Below are 24,449 nucleotides of genomic sequence, written 5' to 3'. Positions count from 1 at the left end.
AATGAAAAAAAAAGAGCGACAAGCAATTATCAAAAAACTCTTTGTCCTACATCGGATTGAGTCTCAAGAAGAATTGATGAATTTATTAAAAAAAGAAAATGTTTCAGCTACCCAAGCCACGATTTCTAGAGACATGCGGGAAATGAACATCGCTAAAACGTATGCTAAAAACGGTCGGCCGTATTATTCGATCTTTGAATCCAAAGAGCAGGATCTAGAAGACAGAATTGCGTTTTCGATGTATGAGTACCTAAAAAAGATTACGCAGATTGACTTTTTAGTTGTCGTTCATACGGCTGAAAACGGCGCCGATGTGATCGCCAATTATCTTGATGAAATGGAGCTACCAGAAATTGTCGGCACGATTGCAGGGTTTGATATTTTATTGATCATCACGCCGTCACAAGAAGCGGCAGCAGAGGTCGTCGATCGGTTGAACCATTATGTAGAAGGCTACGAGATGGGTTCGTCATTGTTTACTGGAGAAAAAAACGCAAAACAGCCCTGAGAATCGTTGAAGGAGCTGAACGTCACAAGCCCCAAAATCTCACAACCAAACGGGTGACGGCTTTTCATACCGATGGCTATTTTTAAAAAGAAAGAGTGCTTCTAATCTTCACGGAAGCACTCTTTTTGTGTGTGCAATGTCACCACGGTTTGCTGGAAAAACAGTTGCATCACCAAATGAAAATGGTAAGATAGGAAAATGAGGAGTGAAAACTATGAAAAAATTACTGAAAGAACCGAATTTTTACTTTTGTATCGCACTTGCGGTTATGGTCATCCTCTTTATCAGTTCTTCACAAACCTATGAGCAGCAATCACAAATCGGGTTGCTTTCACGAATCTTAAAAAATGAACCATTGAAAGAGTGGCTAGAGAAGATTTCTTTTTCCTATGCTGGTTCGGAGATCAGTATTGCGGAAAAAGGCTATTTCTCATTTGTGGAATTTTTCATTCGCAAAGGCGCACATTTCTTTACCTATTTTGTCTTAGGGGGCAGTCTGTTCTTCGTTCTCGTATATCGCCGTACGCCGTATTGGCTAGCCGCTTTTTTTGCTTGGTTAGCAGCTACCGGCTATGCTGGGATCGATGAATACCATCAAATGCTGACGGGAGGACGGACGCCGCTTTTTCAAGATGTCATGCTGGATTCAGCTGGAGCACTGACCGCCGTTCTTTTGGGGTGGTTGATTTGTCAGTTATCGAAAAAGTCACCTAAACGCCGCAAAACATAACGAGTTGTCGGCGTTTTTAAGCGTTAAGCTGTTAGAAAGTATAAAAAACAAGAGGCGAAACCAATGGAAAAAAGTTTGAGTAGTGTCAAAGGCAAAACCGAGTTTGTCGTGCATGAAAGTTTGCCGGTGGGGGTTCTTCTCGCGATGGCTGGCGGCTTTTTAGATGCCTATACCTATCTCTTTCACGGTGAAGTGTTTGCGAGCATGCAGTCGGGGAATGTTATTTTGTTAGGGATCAATCTTTCAACGGGGCAGTTTGAACAAGCCTTTCGGTATCTGCCACCAATCTGTATGTTTTTAGTGGGGATCGTGGTGACGAATTATCTGCAGCATCATTTTCCGACTGGTGGTTGGATCGTTTGGCAAAATGCTGCGTTGATCTTTGAAGCAATCGGTATTTTGGTTCTGGGCTTTTTTGCGCGTTCTTTACCCAATGTCCTGGTTGATTCCGGATTATCTTTTTTTGCAGCGATTCAATATGCCGCTTATCGGCGCTTGGCAGGGATGCCCTATGCCACCACGATGACCACTGGCAATTTACGTTCGCTGGCTGATTACTTGTATTTGCGCGGGTTTAAGCAGGACCGATCAGTGACACCCAAGATCATTTCTATTTCCTTGATCATCGGCGGTTTCTTTTTTGGGGCGGTTTTAAGCAGCTTGCTAGGAATTTTCTTATTCCACCGGACCATCTGGGTGGTTTCAGGAATTTTAGCCCTGGTGTTGGGAATCACGATCCACAGTCAAAATAAAGAATAGAAAAAAGACATTCCCCGGAATGTCTTTTTTGTCTTACTTTTTGGTGCTCGCGCGTGAATCTTTGAGATAAAGCGCTATTTCTACCAGCAGTGCTGCTAGAAGATAGCTACCAAGGACGGCTATCTGGTAAAATTTCTCTTCAATCAGCTCGTTGCGCTGCAGCAAAATGACCCCACCTAGAAAGAGCATCGCCAACAGGGAGAACCACTGCTGGGAAAAACGCCAATTGCTGACACTGGCTGTACTGCGCTTGGTGCGAAAGCCGAATATATAATTGGGTTCTTCTCGGTAAAAGAACCGGAAGACGATGAAAAAAATACCCGTAAAAATCAACAACAAAAGACCAATATCGATCGAGATCACTTCCTTTCAAGCGAGGTTTGTTGGGAAAATCAGCGAATAAAAAGGATTATCTATTTATTGTACTCGCTGTAAAGGATTCTATGAAGGGGAACTATTGAAAAAATAGATAGTTTTGCGTAAATAAAAAGGGAGGGCGCTATAAGTCGCCATCCCTTTTTCAATTATCCGCGTTGAAATGGTCCTTTTGGTGCAATCAGTTCAAGATTGGTGCCATCTGGATCTGTAAAGTAGGCAACACCTGTCCCGAAGCCGCTTTTTAAACCATCTTGTTCTTCAAAAACGATTGGGGTACCGTCAGGTTCAACCCCGATGGCTTTTAGACGAGCAACGGCTTCATCAATATTTTCGACTTCAAAACAAAGATGCATGGCACTGATTTGCTCATTGGAATAGCTAGCTTTGTTGGATTTTGGTTCGACGTATTCTAAAAGGTCGATGTTGAGATTGTCTAAATGAAGATTGGCGTATTTGATCAATGTATCCTCTAAACCTTGCGTTTGCGCCATTCGTTTGCCACCGATCGTATCTTGATTAGCGATTTTCTTTCCAGTTAATGCTTCATAAAATTGAATGGAACGTTCGAGATTGCTGACGGTGATTCCCACGTGGTTAACCATTGAAAATCCTGTGTTTGTGTTTGTCATTATACTTCCTCCTAAGGTTTTGTTTAGTATATCGTTTGGTTAATGAAAATCGAATGTGTCTGGATCTGGACCCACTCGCAGGTCCTCATTTAATGCGTTCAAGCGGGCCATTTCATCTTCTGATAAATGGAAATCAAAAATCGCTGCATTGGCGCGCATTCGCTCAGGGTGTGTCGATTTGACATTGACTAAGATTCCTTGTTGGATAGCCCAGCGTAAAAGCACTTGTGCCGCTGATTTTTGCTGTGCATCGGCGATCGCCAAGACGGTTTCCTCTTTCAGCAGTTTGCCTTGCATCAAAGGTGACCAAGCTTGGATCGCAATCCCCTTTTCAGCACAAAAGTCCCGCAGGTCTTGCTGCGTAAGTTTGGGATGCAGTTCGATCTGATTGACGACAGGAACGACCTTAGCAGCGGCCAATAGTTGCTCCAAGTGATGAATCTGGAAGTTGCTGACCCCGATTGCTTTGATTTTTCCAGCGGCATACAAGTCTTCCAATGCGCGCCATGACTCTTGAAATGCCTGGTTTCCCGGCCAATGGATCAAGTACAAGTCGAGATACTCGAGGTTTAAGCGGGCCAAACTCTCATTGAAAGCATGGATCGTTTCATCATAAGTTAAGTGATCGTTCCAAAGTTTGGAAGTGACAAAGAGTTCTTCACGAGCCAACCCCGTTTCTTGTAAGCCTTGTTTGATTCCTTCCCCTGTTCCTGTTTCGTTGCCGTAAATAGCCGCCGTATCAATCAGGCGATACCCATTGATAATGGCCTGTTTCACGACCTCTGCTGTTTCAGTTTCAGGGATTTGAAAGACACCTAGCCCCAAACCGGGGATTTTGCTGCCGTTGTTCAGTGTAACGGTATCCGATAATTTTTCGATCATAAAAACATCTCCTTTATTTTTTTCTGTAATCATCATATAATGAGGAGGTAAGGTTGCATAGTACGTACTTTTTTGTTTGATACACACCTTTTGGTAACATTTGTGTGTTTGCAGACTTGATGAGGTGAAAAAAATGGAAGAAAAAATTTATAATATCGGTGTAGAAGCAACGATGGATGTCATCGGCGGGAAATGGAAACCAATCATTCTTTGTAATTTACGCCATGGGGCATTGCGTCCTAGTGATTTACGACGAAAAATTCCTGGCATCAGTCAAAAAATGTTGACGCAGCAATTGCGGGAACTAGAAGAGTCTGATATCGTTACCCGCAAATCCTATAATCAAGTACCACCCAAAGTTGAGTATTCCTTGAGTGAATATGGAGAAACGTTAGGCGGCTTATTGGATACCCTTTGCCAGTGGGGCACGATGCACGTCGCTGCGCTACAAGACAAAGGAGAACAAGTTACTTTGTTAGAACAAGAAGAGGCGATTGTCTAGCAGAGGGCAAGTGGCATGAGAAAAGGCCGGCAGAAACCATTGGTTTCCGTCGGCCTTTTTTAGGTTATGCTTGTTGGATCAATTCTAGAATGGCTTCAGCATTCATGCCGCTGTAATGATTGATGGGAAATGACAGGCGCTTGATTCGCGGCGGGATGGCCTGCTTGATCATCGGATCTGTTAAAGAAAGCAAAGGATCGACCAAAACGATTTTTTCTTGCGAAAAACGATAATTCATCAGACGTTCTGGTGTCACAACAGTCACGCTGATTTGATCCTCGGACAGCATTTGGATGTTGCGGGCGAAAATTTTAATCAGACTTCCAGCTAAAGTAGAACGATCAATAAAGACAACTTTTTCCAAAGTGATTCTCCTTTTTAATTAATATGCTTAATTAAGTATATTAATTAAATGACGCTTTGTAAACAGGAACATTTGGGAAACAACAAAAAAGCCGCAAAAGAATTTTCTTTTGCAGCTTTTGGTTCATCTATAAAAAGGTTTGACTCTTTTTTCCATTAAATCACGATCACGGGTGTCCCGACTTCGGCTTTGCTGTACAATTCTTTCATTACGCCTGGCGGAGTATTGATACAGCCGTGAGAGCCGCGGGTTTTCCAAAGATCACCACCGTATTCCGTTTGCCAATCAGAATCATGGATTCCGACACCGGTCCAATCGATCGGCATCCAGTAATCAACAGGGGACGCATAATCTTCACCGGTCAAGGTTGCATCTTCTTCTTTGTTCCAGACATAGAAGACACCAGTTGGCGTTGGTGTGGCTGGTTTTCCAGAAATAATTTTCGTATCTAGCACCAGCTCGCCATCTTTGTAATACCACATGTGTTGGTTTTTCAAATCAACTTCGATATACGTGTTGCCAAATAACGGGCTGCCAGCATCGGTGCTTCCTTGAGCGATCGGTGTGCGCGTGAAGTCTTCGCCGGCTTTTAACGCCTCAATCAATGCTTCTGTTTCCGCATCGGTTTGGATCGTCCAGCTGAGGGTGCCGGCTGGAACCGTTACTTCACCTTGTTTGGTACTCTTGAAGGTCGAAGAATTGGTGCTGGTGTTGTATTGCTCTCCGATCGAAGCGACATAACTTCTTACTTTGTCTTCGTCGATCGTGGTGTTGCCATCTTTGTAAGAGAGCCAATCCATGATCGATTCTCTTGGAATTTGAAACGTGTTTCCGTTGATCGTATAATTGCCGGTTACTTTGGCGATTTTATTCAACGAATCCATTTCTTTGGTTAGATCAGGATCATCAGCGGTCACACTTGGTTTTGTGACGTAATCGACGAGATTTAATTCCTTTTCGCCACTGACGATGGCTTCTTGTAAGTCCGCTACTGCTTTGTCCACATCAATGGCATCGCCGTCAACTTCTGGTTTGATAGAAAAGCCGTCTTCGCCTTTTTCCAATGTTGCATCGGCTGACTTGGTACGATCCTCATTTAAAGTTTCTAGTTCCTTTTGAATCGTATCCGTTTCGCTGTTTAGCGTATCTTGATCCACCGAGAGATTGTCCAGTGTTTTTTCTTCTGCAGCGGAAACATAAGCCATTCCCCAACTCCACTGGTTCTGTTCATCTTTTAACGATTGCAGCTCATCGGTGAAATCCGTTTGTAACCCAAATTGAGCAAGGTTGATTGTCTTCCATTCGCTATCGCCTTCTTTGATGGTGAAATCTTCTTGCGAATAGCGGTCATGCAGCAGGGCATTGGCCTCGGCAACAGTTTTGTTGCTGATGTCGATCCCATCGATTTCAGTCTTTGGTAAAAAACGGTTTGCATAATATGTACTTCGGTAGGTATAGCCGCCAGCGATCACTACTAATATAGCAGCCACAACGATCAGAACAATTTTCTTGGTATTGTTCTTGGCGTCAGTATGTTTGTTTGAACGAGTCATTCAACTACTCCTTTTTTTCTAATGGCATAATAGATAATAACGCTTAAATCATACCATATTCCCCCAAGAAAGCGAATATGGCAAATGAAACTTCCATGAAAAATAGAAAATTCTTAAACTATCTTTAGCTAAGCTGTAGAAAAGCATTTCTTTGCATAAAAAAACTGAACGAACCGCAGCAAATCATCTTGATCAAATTGTTCTGAAAAAGAGTGAGCTGTAAGGTTCGTTCAGTGGCATAGTTGACTAGCTAAACGAAGTGAAAGAAATTATTGATTGTCTTCTGCATCTAGTTTCGCAAAAGCTTCATCAAGAATATCTTTTAATTGTTTTGCAGAAGCGGCCATCCGGTCTTTTTCACCATCCGTCAATGGGATCTCAATCACTTTTTGGATCCCTTGGGCGTTGATAACTGCAGGCGCACCGATGTACAAGTCGTTTAAGCCGTATTCGCCGTTCATGTACACAGACAATGGTAAAACAGCATTTTCATCGTCTAAGATCGCACGAGTGATCCGTGCTAAGGCTACCGCGATCCCGTAGAAGGTCGCACCTTTTTTCTCGATGATGGTGTAGGCTGCATCACGAACACTGAAGAAAATGTTGACCATTGCTTCTTCATCGATGTCTGGGTTATTTTTGACCCATTCATAGATTTGCAAGCCGGCTACGTTGGCATGAGACCAAACAGGGAATTCTGAATCCCCGTGTTCGCCTAAGATATAGGCATGGACGTTACGGGCATCAACATCGACTAATTCAGCCAAAGCTTGACGGAAACGTGCAGAGTCTAAAGAAGTACCTGAACCGATGACGCGTTCTTTCGGGAAGCCTGAGAATTTCCAAGTCGAGTAAGTCAAAATATCGACTGGGTTCGCTGCTACTAAGAAGATTCCGTTGAACCCTGAATCAACGATTTGGGTAACTACTTCCCGGTTGATTTTCAAGTTTTTATGAACCAAATCTAAGCGGGTTTCACCTGGTTTTTGAGGCGCACCAGCTGTAATAACGACTAAATCAGCATCATGTGCATCTTCATAAGAAGCGGCATAGATTTTTTTAGGGGAAGTAAAGGCCAAGGCATGGGACAAATCAATTGCGTCGCCTTCTGTTTTTGCTGTATTTATATCAATGATTCCGACTTCTTGCGCAATGTTTTGGGTCACCAGCGCAAACGCGTAACTAGAACCAACCGCACCGTCTCCAACAAGAATTACCTTTTGGTGATCTTTTTTGTTCGTTTTTGCAGTCATCTGTGTATCATTCCTTCCGCATAATTGTTTTACTCGCTATCATCCTACCATTTTCAAGTATATTTGTCATGTGATTTGCACAACAATATTACACAAAATATCGCTGTTTCAGTTGTAAATGCTTTCTTTGTTATTACGTCAAAAAGAGGATATATCAACGTTTTATTAAGATTCGTTAAGAAAGATAAAAACTGAGCAAGAGGACGCCACCATAACAGTCCATTTCGTGTTATAATTATTTCAGCAAAAGAACTGGGCGCATTTGTGTGCCCAGTATTTTGTGTTTGGATAAGAAAACCGATAAAATAGATGAAGAATCAGCTTGAAACTAGAAATAATGGAGCGTAATCGAAAAATGAAAATGATTGTAGGCTTGGGAAATCCCGGCAAAAAATATGAGAAAACCAAACACAATGTTGGCTTTATGGTAGTGGATGCCTTGGCACAAAAGTACCAAGCAACCTTTAAAAAGTCGGCTTTTGAAGCAGAAGTGGCAGAGTTTTTCTTGAAGGGTGAAAAAATCCTTTTGGTCAAACCGCAAACCTTCATGAATGAATCCGGTCGTTCGGTAGGTCCGTTGATGACCTATTTTGGCATCTATCAAGAAGAATTAGTAGTGGTCTATGATGACCTTGATTTAGCATTAGGGAAAATCCGCTTGCGCCAAAAAGGCAGTGCGGGGGGACACAATGGAATCAAGAGTTTGATCGCGCATTTGGACTCGACAGTCTTTGACCGCATCAAAATCGGGATCGATCGGCCACGTCCAGGACAAACCGTGGTCAATCATGTACTGAGTCCTTTTGCAAAAGACGATCTGCCCATCGTTTTACAAAGTATTGATAAGGCAGTCGAGGCAAGTAGTGATTACTTGACCAACGGCGACTTTCTTGCCACAATGAATCGATTTAACTAAGGAGGGCCGAGATGGATTTAATTGAATTAATAAATAAAGTGCCGACAGTGGCGGCTTGGCATGCAGGTTTACGTGAACAGGCCCCCCGGCAATTATTGACCGGTCTAGCTGGATCGGCAAAAACATTGGCGATCACCGGTGTGTATCAGGCATTTCAAAAACAAGTGATCGTGGTGACACCAAATCTGTATTATACGAATCAACTAGCCGAAGATCTGCGCAACGTGACGGATGATGTCTATGTTTTCCCAGTGGACGAAGTGTTGTCAGCCGAAATGGCTTTTTCTTCACCAGAAGCACGAGAAGAACGAGTGGCAGCGCTGAATGCTGTTTCTCAAGGGAAAACCGGGATCTATGTGTTGCCGGTAGCGGCTTTGCGAAAGTATTTACCTGAGAAGAAAACCTGGTTAGCCAACCAATTCCAATGGCAAATCGGCGATGAGATCGATTTAGAGCGTTTGCCGCAACAATTGATCTTGATGGGTTACGAACGGCAGTCAATGATTGGCAAACCCGGCGAATTCAGTATTCGTGGGAGCATCCTCGATATTTATCCATTAAATGCCGAATACCCCGTACGGATCGAGTTATTCGATGTAGAAATCGACTCGATGCGTTCTTTCAACGTGGAAACGCAACGCTCAGTGGAAACGCTGCAGCAAGTGGCTATTTTACCGACTACCGAATTGGTTTTCTCAGCGGAAGATTTAGCGGCGGGGCAAAAGCAGCTACAAGAATTATTGAACAAACGGTTGGCGGTCGCCAAAGAAGTAACTGATCGCGCGTTTTTAGAAGACTATTTCGGCCAATTGGCCTCCCAATGGCAAGCGGGGATTCCCGGTGAAAGTGCCCGTTATTACACGGATTTGCTTTATCGTCAGCAAACGAGTGTCTTAGATTATTTTTCTGAAGACGCCTTTTTGATGATCGATGATTATGCTCGGATCATGGAGACCAATCGTGAGATCGAACGGGAAGAAGCGGAGTGGCATACCCAAAAATTAGCGGAGCTGCGGGTCTTTTCTGAACAGCAATTCGGGATCGATGTCCATCAACTGCTGCAAAAAGAAACCTTTGTGACCAGCTTCTTTTCTTTATTCCAAAAAGGAATGGGGAACATTCGCTTCCAAGCGATCCATCAATTCCAATACCGGCCGATGCAGCAGTTTTTCAGCCAAATGGGTCTCTTGAAAGTTGAGATCGATCGCTGGGAGAAGCAACAGCAAACGGTGATTTTTCTGGTCAGTGACCAAGAACGGGCCAAGAAGTTAGAGCAAGATCTGCGAGATCATGATATCTATGCCGTGCAGACGCAACAAGACCGCCTGTTTACGGGACGCACCCAAATCGTGGTGGAACGTTTGCAAAGCGGCTTTGAAATGCCGCAAGACAAGCTAGTGGTGGTTACAGAAAAAGAAATTTTCCAAAAGATGAACAAAAAAAGAGCCCGCCGGCAAAATGTCACCAATGCGGAACGGCTCAAAAGCTACAATGAGTTAAAAGCCGGCGATTATGTCGTCCATGCGAATCATGGGATCGGGAAGTACATCGGCATGGAAACCTTAGAAGTCGATGGCGTCCATCAAGATTACATGACGATCTTGTACCAAAACGAAGACAAGCTCTTTATTCCAGTCACCCAATTGAATTTGATTCAAAAATATGTGGCTTCCGAATCGAAAACACCAAAAATCAATAAATTAGGCGGCAGTGAGTGGGCGAAGACCAAGCGCAAAGTGACGGCTAAAATTGAAGACATCGCAGATGATTTGATTTTATTGTATGCCAAACGCGAATCAGAAAAAGGCTATGCCTTTCAACCAGACGATGCCTATCAAAAAGAATTTGAAGATGCCTTTCCTTATTCGGAAACCGATGATCAGCTGCGCAGTACGGCAGAGATTAAGCGGGATATGGAAAAAGAAAAGCCGATGGACCGTTTGTTAGTTGGAGATGTCGGTTTTGGGAAAACAGAAGTGGCGCTGCGGGCTGCTTTTAAAGCGATCAAAGAAAGCAAACAAGTGGCTTTCTTAGTGCCGACAACGATCTTGGCGCAGCAGCACTATGAAACGATGGTCGATCGTTTTGAAGGATTCCCCGTCAATGTTGGGGTGCTGAGTCGTTTTCGGACGAAAAAACAGCAGAATGAAACGATCGAGCAAGTGCGCAAAGGGCAAGTCGATATTTTGGTGGGGACCCACCGATTATTGTCAAAAGATGTCGAGTTTGCTGATTTGGGCTTGTTGGTGATCGATGAAGAACAACGTTTTGGGGTCAAACATAAAGAGCGCTTGAAACAACTGCGTTCGCAAGTCGATGTGTTGACGTTGACGGCAACGCCGATCCCAAGAACATTGCATATGTCGATGCTGGGCGTGCGGGACCTATCTGTGATCGAAACACCACCGGAAAATCGTTACCCGATCCAAACCTATGTGATGGAGATGAATCCAGGAGCGGTGCGAGAAGCGATCCAACGGGAGATGGCACGCGGGGGCCAAGTGTTTTATCTCTATAATCGTGTCGATACGATCGAGCGAAAAGTCGAAGAACTGCAGGCGTTAGTGCCAGATGCACGAATCGCTTATGCCCACGGGCAAATGACCGAGATCCAATTGGAAAATACCCTGTTTGACTTTATTGAAGGGCAATACGATGTGTTGGTGACGACGACGATCATTGAAACCGGTGTGGATATTCCCAATGCCAATACGTTGTTTGTGGAAAATGCCGATTACATGGGGCTTTCGACGTTGTATCAGTTGCGTGGCCGTGTCGGTCGGAGCAATCGAGTCGCTTATGCGTATTTCATGTATGAACAGCAAAAAGTGTTGAACGAAGTCAGTGAAAAACGTCTGCAAGCCATTAAGGACTTTACGGAGTTAGGTTCAGGATTCAAAATCGCGATGCGAGATCTTTCGATTCGTGGGGCAGGAAATCTATTGGGGGCGCAACAGCACGGCTTTATCGATGCAGTCGGGTTTGACATGTACTCACAAATGCTGTCGGAAGCAGTCACTCGTAAACAAGGGAAAAATACCCAAACAGAAAAAACGACCGTTGAGATCGATCTGGGGATCGATGCCTACTTACCGACTTCGTATATTGAAGACGAACGGCAAAAAATCGAGATCTATAAACGAATTCGTGAGCTGGAATCACAAGAAGCAGTTGATGAACTTCAAGATGATTTATTAGACCGTTTCGGAGAATACCCTGTAGAAGTGGCGCACCTCTTAACGGTGGGCGAGATCAAAATGAACGGCGATCGTGCCTTGTTAGAAACTATCCGCAAGCAGCAACAAACCGTGTCGTTTACTTTGAGTAAAGTCGGCACGAAAAATTATTCGGTGGAGCAGCTGTTTGAAGCATTGAAAGCTACTAAATTAAAAGCCACGATGGGTGTCGATCATGAGCAAATGACCATCAAATTACAGATTCCGCCAGTGATGAAAGAAAGCACCTGGCTATTAGAAATCCAAGATTTTGTCAAAGCGTTACGGGAACAAAAATACGCCAGCCAAGGCTAGAAAGGAACCAGAGGGATGCCGAAATCACAATTGAAGCGTACGATGGAAGGGGCGTTTATTTTAACGATCGCTTCCTTTATCGCAAAAATCTTAAGTGCCGTTTATCGGGTCCCTTTTCAGAACCTGGTAGGCGACGAAGGGTTTTATGTGTATCAACAGGTCTATCCGATTTATGGATTGGCAATGACTTTGGCGTTGTCAGGTTTGCCGCAGTTTATCTCCCGCATTGTTGCTGAAGAACCTGATCCTTTGAAAAGCAAGGAGCGGCTGCAAGCGTTGACGCCTTATGTGCTTTGGTCGGCGATCGGCTTATGGGCCGTGACCTTTTTATTTGCCGGTCCAATCGCGCAAGTGATGGGGGACCATCAACTGGCAGGCTTGATTCGAGTCGTTTCCTTTACCTTTTTGTTTGTCCCACCCTTGACCTTTTATCGAGGAATGTTTCAAGGAAATCTACAAATGGTGCCAACCGCAGTGTCTCAAGTTGTAGAGCAGCTGCTTAGAGTTGGTGTGATTTTAGGTGCTGCGGCAGCCTTCCAGCAATTGGGCTGGACGATTTATCAAACGGGGACTGTCGCCATGATGGGTGCCTTAGTCGGGGGCCTTGCGGCGTGGTGGATTTTAAGTTATTATAGCCGACAAATCAACGGCAAACGCCTATCGCTATGGCATAAATCAGTCACCCGTACAGGAGAAAATACCGCTGGTTTATCCGCCTCGTTGAAAAAACGGTTCTTCTTAGAAGGCGGTCTGTTGACGATTTATAGCGGCTATTTGATCTTGTTCCAGTTAGCGGATTCGTTTTTATTGACCAATGCGCTAGAAGCGGGGGGATTGACGGCACAAGCAGCCCGGATTTCGAAAGGGATCTATGATCGCGGACAACCCCTCGTCCAACTAGGTCTTGTGGTGGCGATGGCGTTAAGCTCGACGTTTTTGCCAACGTTGACCAAGTATTTGACGGTAAAAAATCAGCAGCTGTTTGAAAAGTCGGCAAAAATGTATTTGCGCCTAACGATCGGGATTGCTTCGGCTTCTGCGGTAGGGTTAGCGATTTTGCTGCCTTATATCAATTTTGCCTTATTTAAAGACGGATCTGGCAATGCTGCGCTGGTATTGTTTGTCTTTTCCATCGCTCTGATGGCGACGATTCAAGCCTATCAAAGCATTCAGCAAAGTCGCAATACCTATACCTTCGGCTTGCTCGCTGCGGGGATTGGTCTTTTGGTCAAATGCCTATCGATGTGGCCACTGACCGCTTCTTATGGGACTGCAGGAGCAAGTATCAGTACGCTGTTGGGGTTAGGCGCGACCTTATGCTGTTTTGTGGTTTCCGAACAGCGTCGAGCACAAAGTAGCATCAATCGCTTTTGGTATGAAGGAAATTATGGAAAAAAATTATTTCTTTGTTTAGGGATCATGGCAAGCGTGCTATTCTTATATTATAGCTTCGTTGCGATCTTATTGAACGGTCCTTTGACCCATCGACTACAGGCGCTGATTTTTTGCCTAGGCGGTGTCGGTCTGGGAGGCGCAGCCTTTATCGGGACAGCGATCAAAATCAAATTGTTAACGATTCGCGAATGGCTGTTAGTTCCATTTGGAAAGAAACTATTAAGAAGAGGTGAAAAACATGAGATTAGATAAATTTCTTAAAATCTCCCGCATCATCAAGCGTCGCTCTGTTGCCAAAGAAGTGGCAGACAAGGGACGTATTCAGATCAACGGCAAATTAGCCAAGTCAAGCAGTGACGTCAAAGTAGGCGATACTATGCGTATTCAGTTCGGGAATAAGGTCTTGGAAGTAAAAGTCAATGAATTGCATGAATCGACGAAAAAAGAAGACGCTGCAAAAATGTATGAGATTGTTTCAGAGGAAAGAATCTCAGAAAATGCTTGATTTTTACGGCATTTTCAGTTAGACAAGCTTTGCGGATGTTGGTATAATGTAAAAAACAAAGACAGCGACGGGAGCGAGTTCAGGTGGCAAAAGAATCAAATAAAAAAATAGAACTATTGCAGACCGATTATGCGAAAGAGCAATTTGCCAAGTTTGAAAAAGAGCGGCGGCAAGTCGTGTTTCGCCGACGTCGGCTGGTGGCGTTTTTCGTGGCGGCATTAGCGATATTTGCAGTCGTGGGGATTCAGATGTTTAACGACCAAATGCGCCTGCAAAAACTAAAGGAATACAAGGCGGAAACAGTCGCCGAACAAAAAGAAGCTGAACAAAAAGTGGCTTCATTGGAGCGAGATGTTGCCTTATTGCAAGACGATGAGTATGTGGCAAAATTGGCCCGCAGCCGATTCTTCTACTCAAAAGATGGCGAAAAAATTTATCCTGTCTTGCCAGATGGAACGGATTCTCAAAACACTAATGAGCGTTCTGCGCAAAGCGAACAAGAATCATCATCCACAGAGTCACAAGATTAAGCAATGTCATACCTACTCAGCGCAGTAGTTTGAATTATTTTAAATGGGTAAAAATTAGGAGGAACATTTTTTATATGTCAATCGAAGTTGGAGCGAAACTAAAGGGCAAAGTGTCTGGTATTACAAATTTTGGTGCGTTCATTGATCTTGGTGAAGGGAAAACTGGTTTGGTGCATATCAGTGAAGTATCAAACGGATTCGTCAAAGACATTCACGACGTGTTGTCTGTTGGGGATGAAGTGACAGTACTTGTTACGGCAATCGGCAACGATGGAAAAATTGGACTATCGATCCGCAAAGCAGAAGATAAGCCGGAAGAAAAACGTGAATACCCGAAAAAAGAATTCAATCGACCAAATCCGAAAAAATCTTTTTCACGCAATCAAACTACGAATGTAAATAAACAAGACTTCGATTCATTGATGAGTTCTTTTCTAAAAGATAGTGATGATCGTCTTTCATCATTACGTCGAAATACAGAAGGAAAACGCGGTGGCCGCGGCGGACGCCGTAACTAAACATGAATAGCAAGTTGGAAAAAGCTGAAACAAAACTGTTGGTTCGTTTTGTTTCAGCTTTCTTTCTTGTGGATCTACCAAATGAGAAGGAGGGCAAATGATGGTCATTCAAACCGTTCGAGGGCAACTCACTGCCATCGATCCTGAAAAAAAACGCCGCTTTTTGCTGGCGGTATCGACGGGAGTCGACTCCATGGTCTTGCTGCAGGTTTTTTGTCAGTTGTTTCCCGAAATGCAAAAAGAGCAGGTCTTTGGTGTGGCACATGTAAACCATCAATTGCGCCCAGCATCTGCTGAGGAAGCTGCTTTTTTACGGCAGTACTGCCAAGAACGCGGCATTCCTTTTTATGAGCGGTGCTGGGAAAATCCGCCAGAAACTGGCATAGAAGCTAGCGCTCGGGACTTTCGCTATACGTTTTTTGCCGATGTCATGTCCCGAGAAGGCTATGATGTTTTGCTGACTGCTCACCACAGTGATGACCAAGTAGAAACGATGCTGATGAAGATGATGCGAGAAGGCCGCTTGCAATCGGCTGGCGGGATGCAGCAGCAGCAGCCTTTTCACGCTGGAATCCTGTTGCGGCCGTTGCTTAGTGTCAGTAAGACAGCGATTTACGACTATGCGCAAGTACAGCAGATTCCCTACTTTGAAGACGAAAGCAATCACGAACCGCTGTATTTGCGAAACCGACTACGCCAGCAAGTAGTGCCGGCATTAAAAGCGGAAAATCCGCAACTGTTGCCGCATTTTCAACAGCTTTCTGTAGAAATGCAGTTCGCCAATCAGTTGATCCAGCAAGAGCAGCAGCAATGGTTGTCTGCGTTCGTTCAACAGCAAGCTACTCGCTTAGTGATCGATCTGCAACAGCTGCCGACGTTTTCGCCGGCGCAGCGCTATTTTTTCTATGCGGGGTTTTTGCAACAAGCAGAAGCTTTTACAAAGCATCCACTCAATCAAAAACAGCTGCCACAGCTATTGCGTTTGCTAGACGAAAAGAAAGGGCAATGGCAATTGGCGTTGCACAAACAGTGGCAGCTGCGGCGCAGTTATGACCAATTACTATTGGAACTCATTGCTGTTCCCCAAAAGCCTGCAGCGCCGTTGACAGAAGTCAGTCAGCGTCTGGTTTTAGGAGAAGGGATCTATCTTTCTGAAAAGGAATGGATTGGGTATTTTCCGATAAATGAACAGCATATTCCCAAAAAAATCACAAATTGGTCAGAGTTTTCCCAAGATTTACCGCTAAACTATTCCTCTGAGCTGATCGTACGTAAGCGTCAGCCAGGAGACCGAATCCGCTTGGCACGTGGCCTGACCAAAAAGATCAGTCGTTTTTTTATCGATTCAAAAATTCCTAATGAAGAGCGAGAAAAAAGTTGGGTCGTCACAAACCTTGATAAACAGGTGATTGCCTTACTACCTCATGCATTTTCCTATTTGAGTATTACGCCAGAAACTGATAAAATACACTACATACTTCTTTATAAATATCAGAAGTAAGAGTTGGAAGGAGAACTTTATGCTAGATAAAGATATTGAGAAAATTTTGATTTCCCGTGACGAAATCAAAAATCGTTGTGTGGAACTTGGTCAAGAATTAACGGCGGCTTATGCGGATAAAAATCCTCTAGTCGTAGGTGTACTGAAAGGTGCCGTTCCTTTCATGGCAGACATCGTTCGTGAGATGGATTGTTACTTGGAGTTAGACTTCATGGATGTCTCAAGTTATGGCAATGCCATGATTTCATCTGGAGAAGTCAAAATCATTAAAGATTTAGATACAAATGTTGAGGGCCGCGATCTTTTGATCGTTGAAGACATCATTGACAGCGGTCGCACGTTGGCTTATCTGGTAGATCTATTCAAATACCGTAAAGCGAAATCAGTGAAAATCGTGACGTTATTAGATAAGCCGGAAGGCCGTGTTGTTGAGATCGATGCTGATTACGTCGGCTTCGATGTGCCAAATGAGTTTGTTGTTGGATATGGACTGGACTATGCAGAGCAATATCGAAACTTACCTTACGTTGGCGTCTTAAAACCTAGTGTTTATCAGTCAAATTAGTGACTGTTCTAAATCAATTGTGATACAATTAAATGGTCAGGATTGATAAAACAAAATAGCCAGGGAGGTACGCATGAATAAGAAAAATAACGGTATGGTAAAAAATACCTTATATTATGTACTTGTCTTGTTGGCGATGGTCATGGTCGTTTATTTCATTTTTGGAAATGGCAATCAGCAGACCCCAACGATCGAGTACTCCACGTTTACAGAACAACTGAAAGACGGGAAGGTCAAACAATTTACTGTCCAACCCGCTAACGGTGTTTATCGAATCGTGGGTGAATACAATGAAGAACAAACTGTCAGCAATGACAACAGCTTGTCTGTTTTAGGCAATACACAGGCGAGTTCGACCCGCTTTTCAACGATCATTTTACCAAATGATTCTACGCTGAGCGAAGTCACCAGTCTGGCCTCAGCACAAGGGGTCAAAACTACCATCGAAGAAGAATCCAACAGTGGTATTTGGTTATCGCTTTTGGTTAGCTTCTTACCACTTGTGATCATCATTTTCTTCTTCTATATGATGATGAGCCAACAAGGCGGCGGCGGTGGCGGTGGCGGCCGTGTGATGAACTTTGGCAAATCAAAAGCCAAAGAAGCGGACAAAAAAGCCAACCGCGTACGTTTTTCAGACGTAGCCGGTGCAGAAGAAGAAAAACAAGAACTTGTCGAAGTCGTGGAATTCTTGAAAGATCCTCGACGCTTCGTTGAATTAGGTGCCCGTATCCCAGCAGGTGTCTTACTTGAGGGACCTCCGGGAACCGGGAAAACGTTGCTAGCCAAAGCCGTTGCCGGTGAAGCTGGCGTACCGTTTTACTCGATCTCTGGTTCAGATTTCGTTGAAATGTTTGTCGGTGTCGGTGCAAGCCGGGTACGTGACTTATTTGAAACAGCGAAGAAAAATGCACCAGCCATCATCTTTATCGATGAAATCGATGCCGTCGGTCGCCAACGTGGTGCCGGTATGGGTGGCGGACATGATGAGCGGGAACAAACATTGAACCAATTATTGGTTGAGATGGATGGTTTTGATGGGAATGAAGGCGTGATCGTCATTGCCGCAACGAACCGTTCGGATGTTCTAGATCCAGCGTTGCTGCGTCCAGGTCGTTTTGACCGTCAGATTTTAGTTGGTCGTCCAGACGTGAAAGGCCGTGAAGCAATCCTCCGTGTTCATGCTCGGAACAAACCTTTATCAGATGATGTTGATTTGAAAGTCGTTGCCCAACAAACACCGGGCTTTGCCGGTGCGGATCTGGAAAACGTCTTGAACGAAGCCGCCTTAGTTGCTGCTCGTCGTAACAAGAAAAAAATCGATGCTTCAGATATCGATGAAGCAGAAGACCGCGTGATCGCTGGTCCTGCGAAGAAAGACCGGGTCATCAACAAACGCGAACGTGAAATGGTTGCTTACCATGAAGCAGGACATACCATTGTTGGTTTAGTCTTGAGTCGTGCCCGTGTGGTACACAAAGTAACCATCATTCCTCGGGGGCGTGCTGGTGGGTACATGATCGCCTTGCCGAAAGAAGATCAATTCTTGATGACTAAAGAAGATATGTTTGAACAAATCGTTGGCTTGCTAGGTGGACGTACGGCTGAAGAAATCATCTTCGGTGTGCAATCAACGGGGGCTTCCAATGACTTTGAACAAGCAACTGCTCTTGCAAGAAGCATGGTGACAGAATATGGAATGAGCGATAAATTAGGTCCAGTTCAATATGAAGGAAACCATCAAGTCTTTGTCGGTCGCGATTACGGTCAAACAAAAGCATACTCTGAACAAGTTGCCTTTGAAATTGATCAAGAAGTTCGCAAGATTTTAATGGATGCCCATCAAAAAGCCCATGAAATCATTGAAGAACATCGTGCCCAACACAAATTGATCGCTGAAAAACTACTTGAACATGAAACATTGGATGCTAAAGCAATCAAATCCTTGTTTGAAGAAGGCAAAATGCCTGCAGGGACTGAAAGCTCTGAGTATCCTAGTGAAAAAGCCCAAACGTTTGAAGAAGCGAAACGTGCGCTGGAAGAAAAAGATGCAGAGAAGCAAGCTGCAGAAAAACACAGCGAAGATGCATCATCAAACGATTTTGATCAACAATTGGAAGACGTTCGCCGCAATAGCGAAAGCCAACCGACTGATCAAGAAAACAAAGATGATAACGCCTAAAACAAGACGTATCAAGGCGCCGAGGAAACTCGGCGCCTTTTTGTTTCTATTTAAGAAGACTTTTCTTAAATTCAAACACATTCAGTTGAAAAAAGCGGCGCTTCCTAGTATGATTCATTAATGAATAAAAAGGAGAATCAAGATGAAGGATTATTTAGTAAAAGCACTCGCATATGACGGCTTCGTCCGAGCATACGCCGTATCGGCAACAGAGACGATCGCCGAAGCACAACGACGCCATGAAACATGGAATACGGCATCTGCTGCTTTAGGGCGAGCGATGGTGGGAAGTTTGTTATTAGGCAGTACCTTAAAAGGGGAAGACAAATTGACCGTCAAAATTCAAGGAAATGGTCCTGCTGGGGCAATCGTCGTAGACAGCAATGGCCGTGGGGACGTAAAAGGATACATAAAAAATCCACAGATCAGTCTGCCATTGAATCCTCAAGGAAAATTGGATGTTCGGGGCGCAGTGGGAGACCAAGGAATTTTTACCGTAATCAAAGACTTAGGGCTAAAAGAACCTTTCTCTGGACAAACACCGATCGTCTCTGGGGAACTTGGGGAAGACTTTACTTATTATTTAGCAGTGTCAGAACAGATTCCTTCTGCTGTTGGTCTGAGTGTATTAGTAGAAACCGATGATTCGATTCGGGCAGCCGGTGGATTTATGCTACAGATCATGCCTGGTGCCAGTGAAGAGATCATTGATGCCATCGAAAAACGTTTGGGAGAATTGCCTCGAGTGTCAACCTTGATCGATGAAGGCCAATCACCAGAAGAGGTCTTAGCGACATTGTTACCAGACACGACGATCGAAGTACTAGAAAAAATGCCCGTCCAGTTCCACTGTGATTGTACGAAAGAAAAATTTGCGACAGCGATCATCACCTTAGGGGCTGAGGAGATCCAAGCAATGATTGATGAAGATCATGGGGCAGAGGCAGTCTGCTCGTTTTGTGGCAACAAGTATCATTTTGATGAAACGGAATTGGCGGCGTTGAAGAAAGAGGCGGAAGCGTAAGTGAAAGATAGACAGACATGGCAGATCGGCTCGGTTGAGATTCCTAACCGCGTCGTCGTTGCGCCAATGGCAGGGATCACCAATTCTGCGTTTCGTGTGACAGTCAAAGAATTTGGCGCGGGTTTAGTCGTCTGTGAGATGATCAGTGATCGAGGGATTCAACTGCGTAACAAGAAGACCCTTGAGATGCTGTTTATTGACGAGACCGAGCATCCTCTTAGTATTCAGATTTTTGGTGGGAATAAAGCATCCTTAGTAGAAGCAGCGCAATTTGTCGCAGAGAACACAACTGCCGATATCATTGATATCAATATGGGGTGTCCTGTAAACAAAATCATCAAAGCAGAAGCTGGTGCGAAGTGGCTTTTAGATCCCGACAAGGTTTATGAAATGGTCCATGCTGTTTCCAGTGCGATCGACAAGCCCGTTACCGTCAAAATGCGGATCGGTTGGGATGAGCAGCACGTCTTTGCGGTTGAGAATGCCCAAGCCGCGGAAGCAGCGGGTGCCGCAGCAATCGGTATGCATGGCAGAACCCGTGTACAGATGTATGAAGGATCGGCTGATTGGGACGTTTTGAAACAAGTGAAGCAAAGTATCACCATTCCTTTTATGGGCAACGGCGATGTCAGAACCCCTGAAGATGCGAAACGAATGTTGGAAGAAGTCGGCGCTGATGCAGTGATGATCGGACGGGCAGCCTTAGGCAATCCGTGGATGATCCACCGCACCAAGCAATACTTGGAGACAGGCGAGTTATTGCCGGAACCAACACCACGAGAAAAAATTTCGACAGCGAAACTTCATTTAGAACGGTTGGCTGATCTAAAAGGGGAAAAAATCGCTTCGCGAGAATTCCGCCAACATGCTGCGTACTACTTAAAAGGTATTTCACGGGCAGCCAAAGTGAAGGCAGCTATCAATCAAGCAGAAGATAAGCAAACGATTTTTGATTTATTGGATGCATTTGTAGAGAAGACCGAAAAACAGCCGGTAGCAACTTTTAAGGAATAAGAAACAAATCAAGTCGATTCGAAAGTTCGGCTTGATTTTTTGCGTCATCATTGGCATTATAAGAAAGAAACCCAAGTTAAGAATGGAGGAAAACTCGTGACAGAGGAACGACAAACACAAGAAGAATTGAATGATCAAATGTTGGTTCGCCGTGAAAAGATGGAAAAACTACGGGAAGAAGGCATTGATCCTTTTGGCAAGCGATTCGAACGCACCCATAATTCTGCCGAGTTACATGAGTTATTTGATCAAAGAACCAAAGAAGAATTAGCCGAAATGAATCTTTCAGCAAGCATTGCAGGAAGAATCGTTACAAAACGTGGAAAAGGGAAGGCTGGTTTTGCGCATTTACAAGACCGCGAAGGCCGTATTCAAATATATGTACGTAAAGACCAAGTCGGGGACGAACCTTACGAAGTATTCAAGCATGCAGATCTAGGTGATTTCTTTGGTGTATCTGGTGAAATCATGAAGACCGACACTGGCGAAGTGACCATCAAAGCCAAAGAAATCGTGATCTTATCCAAAGCATTGCGTCCATTGCCAGACAAATACCATGGCTTGACGAACGTAGAACAACGCTACCGTCAACGTTACTTGGATTTGATCAGTAATAAAGAGAGCTTTGATCGTTTCATGAAACGAAGCCAAATCATTAGCGAAATTCGTCGTTACCTTGACGGACATGGATATATCGAAGTCGAAACGCCAGTATTGCATAATCAAGCAGGTGGTGCAGCGGCTCGTCCCTTCATTACACACCACAATGCCTTAGACATGGATCTGTATTTACGAATCGCACTTGAGCTTCACTTGAAACGATTGATCGTGGGTGGCATGGAAAAAGTCTATGAGATCGGCCGCGTTTTCCGAAATGAAGGAATCGATACGACCCATAATCCCGAGTTTACGATGCTAGAAGCGTATACAGCATATACAGATTTCAAAGATGTGATGGATTTGACAGAAGGCATTATCCGTAATGCTGCTGAAAAAGTCTTGCATACAGCAACGATCCAATACGATGGACAAGAAGTCGATTTAGCTAGCGACTTTGCACGAATCCATATGGTCGATGCAATCAAAAATCAAACAGGTGTTGATTTCTGGCAACCAATGTCCGTTGAAGAAGCGCGTAGTTTAGCGAAAGAACATCATGTTGAAATCACTGATGCCATGACTGTTGGCCATATCATCAATGAATTCTTTGAGACATTTGTTGAAGAAACGTTACAGCAGCCAACCTTTGTCTTTGGTCATCCAGTGGAAGTTTCGCCATTAGCGAAAAAGAATCCAGAAGATGAACGCTTTACGGATCGCTTTGAATTATTTATCGTTGGTCGTGAATTTGCGAATGCCTTCACGGAATTGAATGACCCAATCGATCAAAGAGAACGTTTTGAAGGACAAGAAAAAGAGCGCGAAGCAGGAAATGATGAAGCCCATGGGGTGGATGAAGATTTCTTAGAAGCACTTGAATACGGTATGCCGCCAACTGGTGGATTAGGGATCGGGATCGACCGTTTAGTGATGTTGTTGACCGATGCACAATCGATTCGTGACGTTTTATTATTCCCGACAATGAGATAAAAAAGCTCCGTCCACTCGCAAGAGATGGGCGGCTTTTTTATTGTCTACTGAGCCAGAGAGAAAAACTGCGAGGAAATAGAGGGAAATACGTTAGGACAGATGCTAGGAAACGGATTAAATACGAACGATAAAAGCTGGATTCAATGTGATTAGACGGGTTTGTAAAAATTAAAAAAAGCCATAGAAAATGATTGACCGCAAGGGATTTAGTTGGTATATTATTACATGTGCCAAATGACTGAAATGAATTCGTAAAAAGAATTGAAAAAAGTGGTTGACGCACAGCTCGACAGATGATATTATAACGAAGTCGCAATTTTAAAATAGTTAATCGATGTTGATACATCAACAAAATTAATTAAAAAAAGTTGTTGACAAATAACAAATCATTTGTTATTCTAATGAAGTCGCTGAGACAGCCGCTGCGAAGTTGAAAAACAACGAGCGAAAAAAACTTTTAAAAAAGAGTTGACAATCAAACGTCGCTCTGATATGATATAAAAGTTGCTAACACAGCACTGTAGACCTTTGAAAACTGAACAAAGCAAGCAAACGAACCAATGTGTAGGACGTTTCAATTTATTGAAACAAATACATGCAAGCAATAGCTAGCAAAGTTAATTTTTATGAGCTTAATGACCGTATGGTCATTCAAACAAATCATTATGAGAGTTTGATCCTGGCTCAGGACGAACGCTGGCGGCGTGCCTAATACATGCAAGTCGAACGCTTTTTCTTTCACCGGAGCTTGCTCCACCGAAAGAAAAAGAGTGGCGAACGGGTGAGTAACACGTGGGTAACCTGCCCATCAGAAGGGGATAACACTTGGAAACAGGTGCTAATACCGTATAACACTATTTTCCGCATGGAAGAAAGTTGAAAGGCGCTTTTGCGTCACTGATGGATGGACCCGCGGTGCATTAGCTAGTTGGTGAGGTAACGGCTCACCAAGGCAACGATGCATAGCCGACCTGAGAGGGTGATCGGCCACACTGGGACTGAGACACGGCCCAGACTCCTACGGGAGGCAGCAGTAGGGAATCTTCGGCAATGGACGAAAGTCTGACCGAGCAACGCCGCGTGAGTGAAGAAGGTTTTCGGATCGTAAAACTCTGTTGTTAGAGAAGAACAAGGATGAGAGTAAAACGTTCATCCCTTGACGGTATCTAACCAGAAAGCCACGGCTAACTACGTGCCAGCAGCCGCGGTAATACGTAGGTGGCAAGCGTTGTCCGGATTTATTGGGCGTAAAGCGAGCGCAGGCGGTTTCTTAAGTCTGATGTGAAAGCCCCCGGCTCAACCGGGGAGGGTCATTGGAAACTGGGAGACTTGAGTGCAGAAGAGGAGAGTGGAATTCCATGTGTAGCGGTGAAATGCGTAGATATATGGAGGAACACCAGTGGCGAAGGCGGCTCTCTGGTCTGTAACTGACGCTGAGGCTCGAAAGCGTGGGGAGCGAACAGGATTAGATACCCTGGTAGTCCACGCCGTAAACGATGAGTGCTAAGTGTTGGAGGGTTTCCGCCCTTCAGTGCTGCAGCAAACGCATTAAGCACTCCGCCTGGGGAGTACGACCGCAAGGTTGAAACTCAAAGGAATTGACGGGGGCCCGCACAAGCGG

At 44.3% G+C, this 24,449-nt stretch carries 21 protein-coding genes, 1 rRNA gene and 1 pseudogene (1 of these 23 cut by a window edge); 17 read left to right on the top strand and 6 right to left on the bottom strand.

Annotated elements, in window-relative coordinates; all coding sequences use genetic code 11:
• The first annotated feature begins 1 nt into the window (after position 1).
• From IGJ74_RS16605 to IGJ74_RS16595, 3 genes are all read left to right on the top strand, one after another.
• On the top strand, positions 2 to 508 hold the full coding sequence (locus IGJ74_RS16605) for an arginine repressor (RefSeq protein ID WP_005233333.1): 507 nt from the start codon (positions 2 to 4) through the stop codon (positions 506 to 508).
• A 214-nt stretch (positions 509 to 722) separates the two neighbouring features.
• Positions 723 to 1,238 (top strand): VanZ family protein, encoded by a 516-nt coding sequence (locus IGJ74_RS16600; protein ID WP_008380164.1) that lies wholly within the window; start codon positions 723 to 725, stop codon positions 1,236 to 1,238.
• A gap of 63 nt (positions 1,239 to 1,301) precedes the next feature.
• Positions 1,302 to 1,997: a YoaK family protein gene (locus IGJ74_RS16595; protein WP_008380162.1), complete on the top strand. Its 696-nt coding sequence runs from the start codon at positions 1,302 to 1,304 to the stop codon at positions 1,995 to 1,997.
• A 33-nt stretch (positions 1,998 to 2,030) separates the two neighbouring features.
• Here IGJ74_RS16595 and IGJ74_RS16590 read toward each other — a convergent pair whose 3' ends face one another.
• The 3 genes from IGJ74_RS16590 to IGJ74_RS16580 form a co-directional block, all read right to left on the bottom strand.
• The gene (locus tag IGJ74_RS16590) at positions 2,031 to 2,360 is read right to left on the bottom strand and encodes an SdpI family protein (RefSeq protein WP_016611997.1); all 330 of its coding nucleotides are present in this window, start codon (positions 2,358 to 2,360) and stop codon (positions 2,031 to 2,033) included.
• 161 nt (positions 2,361 to 2,521) lie between these two features.
• Positions 2,522 to 3,004: a VOC family protein gene (locus IGJ74_RS16585; RefSeq protein WP_005233337.1), complete on the bottom strand. Its 483-nt coding sequence runs from the start codon at positions 3,002 to 3,004 to the stop codon at positions 2,522 to 2,524.
• 39 nt (positions 3,005 to 3,043) lie between these two features.
• Positions 3,044 to 3,922: an aldo/keto reductase gene (locus IGJ74_RS16580; RefSeq protein ID WP_101495169.1), complete on the bottom strand. Its 879-nt coding sequence runs from the start codon at positions 3,920 to 3,922 to the stop codon at positions 3,044 to 3,046.
• A gap of 97 nt (positions 3,923 to 4,019) precedes the next feature.
• Here IGJ74_RS16580 and IGJ74_RS16575 point away from each other — a divergent pair, with 97 nt between their 5' ends.
• Positions 4,020 to 4,388 (top strand): winged helix-turn-helix transcriptional regulator, encoded by a 369-nt coding sequence (locus IGJ74_RS16575; protein ID WP_005233339.1) that lies wholly within the window; start codon positions 4,020 to 4,022, stop codon positions 4,386 to 4,388.
• 64 nt (positions 4,389 to 4,452) lie between these two features.
• Here the strand turns inward: IGJ74_RS16575 and IGJ74_RS16570 are convergent, their stop codons facing one another.
• The 3 genes from IGJ74_RS16570 to IGJ74_RS16560 form a co-directional block, all read right to left on the bottom strand.
• Positions 4,453 to 4,752 (bottom strand): hypothetical protein, encoded by a 300-nt coding sequence (locus IGJ74_RS16570; protein WP_005233340.1) that lies wholly within the window; start codon positions 4,750 to 4,752, stop codon positions 4,453 to 4,455.
• A gap of 155 nt (positions 4,753 to 4,907) precedes the next feature.
• Complete coding sequence (locus tag IGJ74_RS16565; protein WP_101699440.1) at positions 4,908 to 6,305, bottom strand: L,D-transpeptidase family protein; 1,398 nt, start codon at positions 6,303 to 6,305, stop codon at positions 4,908 to 4,910.
• A 269-nt stretch (positions 6,306 to 6,574) separates the two neighbouring features.
• Positions 6,575 to 7,558, bottom strand: a complete 984-nt coding sequence (locus IGJ74_RS16560; RefSeq protein ID WP_005230720.1) for an L-lactate dehydrogenase — start codon at positions 7,556 to 7,558, stop codon at positions 6,575 to 6,577.
• Positions 7,559 to 7,913: 355 nt separating this feature from the next.
• Between IGJ74_RS16560 and pth the strand changes: the two genes are divergently transcribed.
• The 13 genes and pseudogenes from pth to IGJ74_RS16495 all read left to right on the top strand — a co-directional run.
• Positions 7,914 to 8,474 carry an aminoacyl-tRNA hydrolase gene (gene pth, locus IGJ74_RS16555; RefSeq protein ID WP_008380153.1) on the top strand — a complete coding sequence of 187 codons (561 nt, stop codon included), beginning with the start codon at positions 7,914 to 7,916 and terminating at the stop codon, positions 8,472 to 8,474.
• Between the two features lie 11 nt (positions 8,475 to 8,485).
• The gene (mfd, locus tag IGJ74_RS16550; protein ID WP_218193086.1) at positions 8,486 to 12,004 is read left to right on the top strand and encodes a transcription-repair coupling factor; all 3,519 of its coding nucleotides are present in this window, start codon (positions 8,486 to 8,488) and stop codon (positions 12,002 to 12,004) included.
• A gap of 15 nt (positions 12,005 to 12,019) precedes the next feature.
• Positions 12,020 to 13,651, top strand: a complete 1,632-nt coding sequence (locus IGJ74_RS16545) for a polysaccharide biosynthesis protein (protein WP_218193087.1) — start codon at positions 12,020 to 12,022, stop codon at positions 13,649 to 13,651.
• Positions 13,638 to 13,904 carry an RNA-binding S4 domain-containing protein gene (locus tag IGJ74_RS16540; protein WP_005230745.1) on the top strand — a complete coding sequence of 89 codons (267 nt, stop codon included), beginning with the start codon at positions 13,638 to 13,640 and terminating at the stop codon, positions 13,902 to 13,904. Before IGJ74_RS16545 ends, IGJ74_RS16540 begins: the two co-directional genes overlap by 14 nt.
• Before the next feature lie 83 nt (positions 13,905 to 13,987).
• The gene (locus IGJ74_RS16535; protein ID WP_005233351.1) at positions 13,988 to 14,434 is read left to right on the top strand and encodes an FtsB family cell division protein; all 447 of its coding nucleotides are present in this window, start codon (positions 13,988 to 13,990) and stop codon (positions 14,432 to 14,434) included.
• Between the two features lie 74 nt (positions 14,435 to 14,508).
• A complete protein-coding gene (locus IGJ74_RS16530) occupies positions 14,509 to 14,952 on the top strand; it encodes a S1 domain-containing RNA-binding protein (protein WP_005233352.1) in 444 nt (147 codons plus the stop codon).
• A 100-nt stretch (positions 14,953 to 15,052) separates the two neighbouring features.
• Entirely contained in the window at positions 15,053 to 16,453 is a 1,401-nt protein-coding gene (gene tilS / locus IGJ74_RS16525) for a tRNA lysidine(34) synthetase TilS (protein WP_087664541.1), read from the top strand.
• A 19-nt stretch (positions 16,454 to 16,472) separates the two neighbouring features.
• The gene (gene hpt, locus IGJ74_RS16520; RefSeq protein ID WP_005230750.1) at positions 16,473 to 17,018 is read left to right on the top strand and encodes a hypoxanthine phosphoribosyltransferase; all 546 of its coding nucleotides are present in this window, start codon (positions 16,473 to 16,475) and stop codon (positions 17,016 to 17,018) included.
• 73 nt (positions 17,019 to 17,091) lie between these two features.
• Positions 17,092 to 19,093, top strand: a pseudogene (gene ftsH, locus IGJ74_RS16515) (ATP-dependent zinc metalloprotease FtsH); the annotation flags it as partial.
• Between the two features lie 249 nt (positions 19,094 to 19,342).
• Positions 19,343 to 20,224, top strand: coding sequence for an Hsp33 family molecular chaperone HslO (gene hslO, locus IGJ74_RS16510; RefSeq protein ID WP_005233356.1), 882 nt, complete (start codon positions 19,343 to 19,345; stop codon positions 20,222 to 20,224).
• Positions 20,225 to 21,238 carry a tRNA dihydrouridine synthase DusB gene (gene dusB, locus IGJ74_RS16505; protein WP_005233357.1) on the top strand — a complete coding sequence of 338 codons (1,014 nt, stop codon included), beginning with the start codon at positions 20,225 to 20,227 and terminating at the stop codon, positions 21,236 to 21,238.
• A 96-nt stretch (positions 21,239 to 21,334) separates the two neighbouring features.
• Entirely contained in the window at positions 21,335 to 22,828 is a 1,494-nt protein-coding gene (lysS, locus tag IGJ74_RS16500; protein ID WP_005230758.1) for a lysine--tRNA ligase, read from the top strand.
• Between the two features lie 661 nt (positions 22,829 to 23,489).
• Positions 23,490 to 24,449 (top strand): 16S ribosomal RNA (locus IGJ74_RS16495) (it continues 600 nt past the right edge of the window).

Source organism: Enterococcus sp. AZ009 (assembly GCF_050548785.1).
Taxonomy (GTDB): domain Bacteria; phylum Bacillota; class Bacilli; order Lactobacillales; family Enterococcaceae; genus Enterococcus_D; species Enterococcus_D entomosocium.
The sequence above is the reverse complement of the archived record's forward strand: the minus strand, read 5'-3'. Positions and strand labels throughout refer to the sequence as shown.